Source organism: Streptomyces sp. NPDC047525 (genome assembly GCF_040643025.1).
Classification (GTDB): Bacteria; Actinomycetota; Actinomycetes; order Streptomycetales; family Streptomycetaceae; genus Streptomyces; species Streptomyces durmitorensis.
This window is the reverse complement of the sequence record NZ_JBEYTL010000057.1, coordinates 1-1,231: the sequence shown is the minus strand read 5'-3', so window position 1 is coordinate 1,231 and position 1,231 is coordinate 1. Positions and strand designations below refer to the sequence as shown.

The 1,231-nt window shown below is 66.3% G+C and carries 1 protein-coding gene; it reads left to right on the top strand.

The genetic code is table 11. From position 1 onward, the window contains the following. Positions 1–3: 3 nt before the first annotated feature. The coding region (locus ABZ833_RS45620; RefSeq protein ID WP_361060050.1) for a phage/plasmid primase, P4 family at positions 4–1,231 on the top strand (1,228 nt) is incomplete at its 3' end.

Here is a 1,231-nt window from a genome sequence, read left to right as displayed (position 1 = left end):
TCCGTGGATGGGTTGTTGCCTGACACGTTGTCGGATCGTGGGAATGCGAAGTTGTTTGTGAAGCTGTATGCCAATGATTACCGGCATGTGCCGGGGATCGGCTGGTATCGGTGGGACACGACGCGGTGGCAGATCGATGAGGACGACACGGTGGTGTGGGCGGCGGGTGACCTCGCGGAGAACATCGCCACGCATGATGCCCGGGGTGTGTTCACCACGACGGCTCTGCAGCAGCACCGGCGGCGTGCGCTGTCGACCACGGGCATGAACGCGATGCTCACGCAGGCGAAATCGGCTCCGGGCATGGTCTTGAACGCGGCGCGTCTGGATGCCGATCCCTATGCCCTGTGCACCCCGCAGGGCATCGTCGACCTGCGCACCAGCCTGATCAAGACCCCTGACCCCAACAAGGACTTCCACTCCCGGTCCACGACCGTGGGCCCCCAGCACGTGAACACCCCGCGCTGGAACCGGTTTTTGGCCGACACCTTCGGCGACGACGCCGAGGGCCGGGAAATGATCGACTTCCTGCAGCTGCTCCTTGGCTACTCCGTCACCGGCGACGTCGGCGGCCAGGTCCTGCCCTTCCTCTTCGGCGCGGGCAAGAACGGCAAGTCCGTCCTCCTGGACGTCCTGATGAAACTCCTGGGCGACTACGCGGACGCCGCCCCGCCCGGCTTCCTGATGGCCCGCCCCTACGAAGGCCACCCCACCGACCTCGCGGAACTCCACGGCCGCCGCGTGATCGTGTGCAGCGAGGTCAAACACGGCGACAAATTCGACGAGGCCCGCGTCAAACTCCTCACCGGCGGCGACCGGATCAAAGCCCGCCGGATGCGGCAGGACTTCTTCAGCTTCCAGCCCACCCACAAACTCTGGCTCCTGGGCAACCACCGCCCCGAAGTCGGCACCGGCGGCTTCGCCTTCTGGCGCCGCATGCGCCTGCTCCCCTTCGAACGCGTCGTCTCCGACCAACGCAAGATCGACAACCTCGCCGACATCCTCGTCACCGAAGAAGGCTCCGGAATCCTGGGCTGGCTCATCGACGGCGCCCGCCGCTACCTGGCAGGAGAACGCGACCTCACCGGCCCCGAACGCGTACGCATCGCCACCACCGCCTACGCCGAGACCGAAGACCACACCGGCCGCTTCTTCGAGGAATGCTGCACCCTGGCCCCCGACCACCGAGCCGAACAGACCGGCCTCTACACCGCCTACAAAGCCTGGTGCC